The organism is Curtobacterium sp. Csp2, assembly GCF_013347165.1.
The window spans coordinates 1,630,660-1,637,321 of the sequence record NZ_CP054593.1 but is presented as its reverse complement, the minus strand read 5'-3'; the positions used below and the strand labels follow the sequence as shown (position 1 = coordinate 1,637,321).

The 6,662-nt window shown below is 69.1% G+C and carries 6 protein-coding genes; all 6 read right to left on the bottom strand.

Annotated features, from left to right (window positions below; all coding sequences use genetic code 11):
- Positions 1 to 1,030: 1,030 nt before the first annotated feature.
- The 6 genes from HUN59_RS08100 to HUN59_RS08075 all read right to left on the bottom strand — a co-directional run bounded on the left by HUN59_RS08100 (position 1,031) and on the right by HUN59_RS08075 (position 6,598).
- Positions 1,031 to 1,801, bottom strand: coding sequence for a fumarylacetoacetate hydrolase family protein (locus HUN59_RS08100; RefSeq protein WP_058742969.1), 771 nt, complete (start codon positions 1,799 to 1,801; stop codon positions 1,031 to 1,033).
- 24 nt (positions 1,802 to 1,825) lie between these two features.
- Complete coding sequence (locus HUN59_RS08095; protein ID WP_174778062.1) at positions 1,826 to 2,941, bottom strand: branched-chain amino acid aminotransferase; 1,116 nt, start codon at positions 2,939 to 2,941, stop codon at positions 1,826 to 1,828.
- Positions 2,942 to 2,955: 14 nt separating this feature from the next.
- Positions 2,956 to 4,017 (bottom strand): 3-isopropylmalate dehydrogenase, encoded by a 1,062-nt coding sequence (locus tag HUN59_RS08090; protein ID WP_174778061.1) that lies wholly within the window; start codon positions 4,015 to 4,017, stop codon positions 2,956 to 2,958.
- A 14-nt stretch (positions 4,018 to 4,031) separates the two neighbouring features.
- Positions 4,032 to 5,621 (bottom strand): phosphoglycerate dehydrogenase, encoded by a 1,590-nt coding sequence (gene serA / locus HUN59_RS08085; protein ID WP_058742971.1) that lies wholly within the window; start codon positions 5,619 to 5,621, stop codon positions 4,032 to 4,034.
- Positions 5,622 to 5,777: 156 nt separating this feature from the next.
- Positions 5,778 to 6,158, bottom strand: a complete 381-nt coding sequence (locus tag HUN59_RS08080; protein ID WP_058742972.1) for a hypothetical protein — start codon at positions 6,156 to 6,158, stop codon at positions 5,778 to 5,780.
- A complete protein-coding gene (locus HUN59_RS08075) occupies positions 6,155 to 6,598 on the bottom strand; it encodes a hypothetical protein (RefSeq protein WP_174778060.1) in 444 nt (147 codons plus the stop codon). Before HUN59_RS08075 ends, HUN59_RS08080 begins: the two co-directional genes overlap by 4 nt.
- Positions 6,599 to 6,662 lie beyond the last annotated feature (64 nt).

Below are 6,662 nucleotides of genomic sequence, written 5' to 3'. Positions count from 1 at the left end.
ACGTATTACCGCGGCTGCTGGCACGTAGTTAGCCGGTGCTTTTTCTGCAGGTACCGTCACTTACGCTTCTTCCCTACTAAAAGAGGTTTACAACCCGAAGGCCGTCATCCCTCACGCGGCGTTGCTGCATCAGGCTTTCGCCCATTGTGCAATATTCCCCACTGCTGCCTCCCGTAGGAGTCTGGGCCGTGTCTCAGTCCCAGTGTGGCCGGTCACCCTCTCAGGCCGGCTACCCGTCGTCGCCTTGGTGAGCCATTACCTCACCAACAAGCTGATAGGCCGCGAGTCCATCCCCAACCAAAAAATCTTTCCACCACCAGACCATGCGGCCGGCAGTCATATCCAGTATTAGACGTCGTTTCCAACGCTTATCCCAGAGTCAGGGGCAGGTTACTCACGTGTTACTCACCCGTTCGCCACTAATCCACCCAGCAAGCTGGGCATCATCGTTCGACTTGCATGTGTTAAGCACGCCGCCAGCGTTCGTCCTGAGCCAGGATCAAACTCTCCGTAAAAAAATACAACCAACACCCGAAAGCGTCAGCGAGTTGAAACTGACCGTAAAGACTGTCTACTGACAATCAATTCAATCCAAAAGGAATTGCCTCCGACAACCGCAACCCCCAAAAGAGCCACGATCGCACGGGGTCAAAATAATTGGCATTGACAATGTGCACGCTGTTGAGTTCTCAAGGACCAGACGCACCCACCAATCAGCCCGGTAACACCGGACCTCAACAGAGGGGCTTTCGATCTCGACACCCCGGAACGCCACCTTGCGGTGCGTGTTCGTTCGTGGGGTTGGTTGCCTGAGCGGGACCCCGTCCGGACTGCATCCTCCGGATCGATGACCCGGTGACCGTCTCGGCCGTTCCGTTCTCCGCCTCAGCGGCAACGAGTGATTACTCTACACACGCCCCAGGGACCTCGCCAACCAGCGCACCGCCCGGGCGTGTCGCCGACGCGAGCGCGCCAGGAAGCAGGACGGCCCGCTCCCCCGGTGGGGAGCGGGCCGTTCGGCATCGCGGGCTCAGTGCCGGGCGATGACGGGGTTCTTCAGGGAGCCGATGCCCTCGATGAGGACCTCGACGACCTCGCCGTCGCGGATCTGCCCGACGCCGGCCGGGGTCCCGGTCAGGATGACGTCACCGGGCAGGAGCGTCCAGATCGACGACACGAACTCGACCAGGGTCGGGATGTCGTGGACCATCTCGGCGGTCGAGGCCGCCTGGCGCAGCTCCCCGTCGACACGGGTCTCCAGCCGGATGTCCGACGGGTCGATCTCGGTCTCGATCACCGGACCGAGCGGGCAGAACGTGTCGAAGCCCTTCGAGCGGGTCCACTGGCCGTCGCGGGCCTGCAGGTCGCGGGCGGTCACGTCGTTCGCGATCGTGTACCCGAGCACGACGCTCGCGAAGTCCTCGCGCCGGACGTTCTTGGCGAGCGACCCGATCACGATCGCGAGTTCGCCCTCGTGGTCGACCCGGCCGACGTCGGCGGGCAGACGGATGGGGTCGTCCGGACCGACCACCGCCGTGTTCGGCTTGAGGAAGACCACCGGGTCGTCCCCGGAGCGCTCGTCCATCTCGGACGCGTGCTCGGCGTAGTTCAGGCCCACGCCGATGACCTTCGACCGCGGGATCACCGGGGCGAGGAGCTTCGCGTCGGCGAGCGGCACCCGCTCCCCCGTCGTCTCGAACCCCTGGTACATCGGGTCCCCCGCGAGCACGACCAGGTCGCGTTCGTCGAGGATGCCGTACCGCGGGTCTTCACCCGTGCTGCTGAACCGTGCGATCTTCACCGTTCGACCCTACCGACCCCGCGCTCAGACCGGGTCGGTCAGGCGCGTCATCCACCCGTGCGGGTCGGGACGACGGCCGTACTGGATGTCGGTGAGCTCATCGCGGAGGGACATCGTGAGCTCGCCGGCGCCGACCGTCGGCGAACCGATCGTGAAGCCGTCCCCGCGGAGCTCGGCGATCGGCGTGACGACCGCTGCGGTCCCGCACGCGAACGCCTCGGTGATCGAGCCGTCGGCGACGCCGTCGCGCCACTCGTCGAGGGCGACCCGACGGCGCTCCACCCGGAGCCCGCGGTCCTCGGCGAGCTGCAGGATCGAGTCGCGCGTGATGCCCTCGAGGATCGACTCGGAGTCCGGCGTCACGAGCGTGCCGTCGGACCTCACGAGCACGACGTTCATGCCGCCGAGCTCTTCCAGGTACTTGCCCTCTTCCGAGTCGAGGAACATGACCTGCTGGCAGCCCTGCTCGTAGGCCTCCTGCTGGGGCAGCAGGGACGCCGCGTAGTTGCCGCCGGTCTTCGCCGCACCCGTGCCACCGCGGGCGGCGCGGGCGTACTGCGTGGAGAGCCAGATCGACACGGGCTTCGGGCCGGAGGTGAAGTACGCGCCGGCCGGGCTCGCGATGCAGTGGTACGCGACCGCCTGCGCGGCACGGACCCCGAGGAACGACTCCGTCGCGATCATGAACGGGCGCAGGTACAGGCTGGTCTCCGGAGCGGACGGCACCCAGTCGACGTCCGTGCGCACGAGCTGCCGGATGGACTCGACGAACACCTCGACCGGCAGTTCGGGCAGCGCCAGGCGACGGGCCGACCGCTGGAACCGGCGGGCGTTCGCGTCCGGCCGGAACGACCACACCGAGCCGTCCGCGTGCCGGTACGCCTTGAGCCCCTCGAAGATCTCCTGCGCGTAGTGGAACACGCTCGCGCTCGGGTCGAGCGAGAGCGGCCCGTACGGGTGGACCGACGCGTCGTGCCACCCGCCGTCGAGCGTCCACTGCACGGTCGCCATGTGGTCCGTGAAGTGCTTGCCGAAGCCCGGGTCGGCCAGGATCTCCTCGCGCTCGGCCGCCGCACGGCGCTCGGGCGAGGGGACGCTCGCGAACGCGAGGTCGAAGGACGTGTCGGTGTCGGTGCTCATCGGGGTGACTCCTGTCAGGCGGTGGTGGTGCGTGCCGCTGCGGCGATCGCGTCGCCGATCTCGGCCGTGCGGCGGTGCGTGGTGCCCCGGCCGGCGAGGTCGGCCTCGACCGCCCGCGTCACGACCGCCGCGAGGTCACCGCGACCGATGTGGTCGAGGAGCAACGCGACGGACAGGATCGCGGCCGTCGGGTCGGCGAGCTGCTGGCCTGCGATGTCCGGCGCGGAACCGTGGACCGGCTCGAACATGCTGGGGAAGGTGCCGTCCGGGTTCAGGTTCCCCGAGGCCGCCAGACCGATGCCGCCGCTGATCGCGCCGGCGAGGTCGGTGATGATGTCGCCGAACAGGTTGTCGGTGACGATGACGTCGAACCTACCGGGTTCGCGGACCATGTGGATCGTCACGGCGTCGACGTGCTGGTAGTCGACCGTGACGTCGGGGTGCTCCTCGGCCACCGCGGCGACCGTGCGCTGCCAGAGCGATCCGGCATGCACGAGGACGTTGCTCTTGTGCACGAGCGTCAGGTGCTTCCGCGGCCGACGCTCGGCCAGGTCGAACGCGTACCGGACCACGCGCTCGACACCGTGCGCGGTGTTGAGCGAGACCTCGGTCGCGATCTCGTGCGGCGTCCCGACCCGGATCGCGCCGCCGTTGCCGACGTAGGGGCCCTCGGTGCCCTCGCGGACCACCACGAAGTCGACCTCGCCCGGGTCGGCGAGCGGACTCGCGACCGAGGAGTACACCGTCGTCGGGCGCAGGTTGACGTAGTGGTCGAACGCGAACCGGAGCTTCAGGAGCAGGCCGCGTTCGATGATGCCGCCGGCGAGCCGCGGGTCGCGCGGGTCTCCGCCGACGGCGCCGAGCAGGATCGCGTCGTGCTCGGCGAGGGCGGACATGTCGTCGTCGGTCAGGATGTCGCCGGTCTCCAGGTACCGGGTCGCGCCGAGCGAGAACGCGGTCTCCTCGACGACGAGGTCGTCCGGCAGCACCGCGTGCAGGACCTTGAGCGCCTCGTCGACGACCTCGGGACCGATCCCGTCGCCGCGGACGACCGCGAGCTTGAGCGACTGTGCCATGTCTCGCCACTCCCCTACAGCGTGATGTCGATCTCGCGGAGCGAGGTCGCGTCGATGGTGGACCGGACGTGCTCGAGGATCTCGGCGGGCACCGGCGAGTCGACGGTCAGGACGCTGAGCGCCTGGCCACCGGCTTCGCGGCGGGAGATCTGCATCGCGGCGATGTTGATGCCCGCCTCGCCGAACTCCTTGCCGTAGACCGCGACGATGCCCGGGCGGTCGGTGTAGACCATCACGACGTGGTGCGACTCGAGGGCGACCTCGACGTCGTGGCCGTTGATCTCGACGAGCTTCTCGACCTGCTTCGGGCCGGTCAGGGTGCCGGAGACGCTGATCGCCGGGCCGTCGGACTGGGCGCCGCGGATCGTGAGCACGTTGCGGTACTCCGGGCTGTCCGCGTCGGTGATGAGCCGCACGGTGACCCCGCGCTGCTCCGCGATGAGCGGTGCGTTGACGTAGGACACCTGGTCGCTGACGACGTCCGTGAACACGCCCTTGAGCGCCGCGAGCTTGAGGACGCTGACGTCGTACTGCGCGAGCTCGCCGTGGACCTCGACGTCGATGCTCGTGACCGGCGAGGTCGCGAGGCCGGTGAAGACCTGGCCGAGCTTCTCCATCAGCGGGATGCCCGGGCGGACGTACGGGTCGATGACACCACCGGCGACGTTCACGGCGTCGGGGACGAGCTCGCCGCCGAGCGCCAGGCGCACGGACTTGGCGACCGAGACCCCCGCCTTCTCCTGCGCTTCGTCGGTCGAGGCGCCGAGGTGCGGCGTGACGACGACGTTCGGCAGCGCGAGGAGCGGCGAGTCCTTCGGCGGCTCGGAGACGAAGACGTCCAGGCCGGCGCCGGCGATCGTGCCCGCGGTGAGGGCGCGGTGCAGGGCGTCCTCGTCGATGAGCCCGCCGCGTGCGACGTTCACGACGAAGGCGCTCGGCTTCATGAGCGCGAACTGCTCGTCGGAGATCATGCCGACCGTCTCCGGGGTCTTCGGCATGTGGATCGTGGTGAAGTCCGCGCGGCGCAGGAGGTCCTCGAGCGACACGAGTTCGACGCCCAGCTGCTGCGCCCGGGCCGACGTGACGTAGGGGTCGTACGCGATGACCGAGACGCCGAACGCCTGCAGGCGCTGGGTGATGAGCGCGCCGATCCGGCCGAGGCCGATGATGCCGACGGTCTTCTCGTACAGCTCGACGCCCGTGTACGACGAGCGCTTCCAGGCCCCCGCGGCGAGCGACGCGTGCGCCGCCGGGATGTGCCGGGCCAGCGACAGGATGTGCCCGACGGTCAGCTCGGCCGCCGAGATGATGTTCGAGGTCGGCGCGTTGACGACCATCACACCGGCGGTCGTGGCCGCCTTGATGTCGACGTTGTCGAGGCCGACGCCGGCGCGGGCGACGACCTTGAGCTGCGGCGCGGCGGCGATCGCCTCGGCGTCGATCTTCGTGGCGGAGCGGACGAGCACGGCGTGCGCGTCGGCCAGGGAGGCCAGGAGGGCGGGTCGGTCGGTACCGTCCACGTTCCGGATCTCGAAGTCGGGCCCGAGGGCGTCGACGGTGGCGGGCGAGAGTTCTTCGGCGATCAGGACGACCGGCTTCGGCACAGCTGCAGTTCCTCACACGAGACGGGCGGTATCCCACCATCGTATCGACGCGAGCAGGCGGTTACGACCGTCCCGGTGGTCCGGTCCGGGACCACACGGCGGACGGGAGGATCGTGGCGGGCGTGCCACGAGCCTCCTGTCCGTGGGGTGGTCGCGTCAGAAGTCGAGGAGCCGGGGCACGAAGAGCTGGAGGTCCAGCCAGAGCGCACCCGCGGCAGCGAAGGCGACCACGAAGACGCCGACCGTCACGGCGAGACGCGTGCGGCGCGTCACCCAGAGGGCGACCGCGAACGCGACCGGCGCGATCGCGATGTCGAGGACCAACCACACCCACGGGGTGCTGCGCTGCAGCGAACCGCCGCCGGAGGCGGACTCGAGGAACGTGTTGAAGGCGCGGACCGACTGCGAGACGGTCACCAGGTTCCCGACGCTCTGGACGGTCATGTAGGCGAAGAGGACGCCGAAGACGGCCCAGACGACGATCCGACCGACGAGGGGCGATGACTGCCGGCGCGTCGCCGGCGTGGCCGCGGTCACCCGAAGCTCCTGGTCATGAGGAACGGCCACGGGAACAGGACGGCGGCGCCGAGCAGCATCCAGAGGAGCCGCGTGCGGGTGCGACGTCCACGGGCCGCCCAGAGGACGACCGTGAACCAGAGCGCCGGCGCGACGATGGACAGGAACCGGAGGACCTCGACGAACACCGTCAGCAGGGTGTCGACGTTCGCCACGTACGACGTCGACGCGGTGAGGAGCCACGCGACCGTGTAGAGCAGGTAGAGCCCGCCGAAGACGCCGAAGCCGATCAGGGCGCCGGAGGTCTCGGGCGTCTCGGGGTCGCGGCCGCCACGGTTCTTGACGGCGACCGGGTTGTGGGCCGCGTCGACGTGGGTCGCGTCGTCGGCGTCGCCCCAGCTGAGGGCTTCGTCGTCGTCGCGGTCGACCGAGCCGTCGGGCGGGGAAGCTGCCGTGGTCATGGGGACGATTCTACGAGCCGCCGACGACCGCGGCCGCACCGCGGGGTCGTCGGACGTCGGCGGG

What these genes read in the sequence shown, in the direction of transcription:
- HUN59_RS08095 (WP_174778062.1), bottom strand. Translation starts at nt 2,941, where the DNA reads ATGAGCACCGACACCGACACGTCCTTCGACCTCGCGTTCGCGAGCGTC.
- HUN59_RS08090 (WP_174778061.1), bottom strand. Translation starts at nt 4,017, where the DNA reads ATGGCACAGTCGCTCAAGCTCGCGGTCGTCCGCGGCGACGGGATCGGT.
- HUN59_RS08075 (WP_174778060.1), bottom strand. Translation starts at nt 6,598, where the DNA reads ATGACCACGGCAGCTTCCCCGCCCGACGGCTCGGTCGACCGCGACGAC.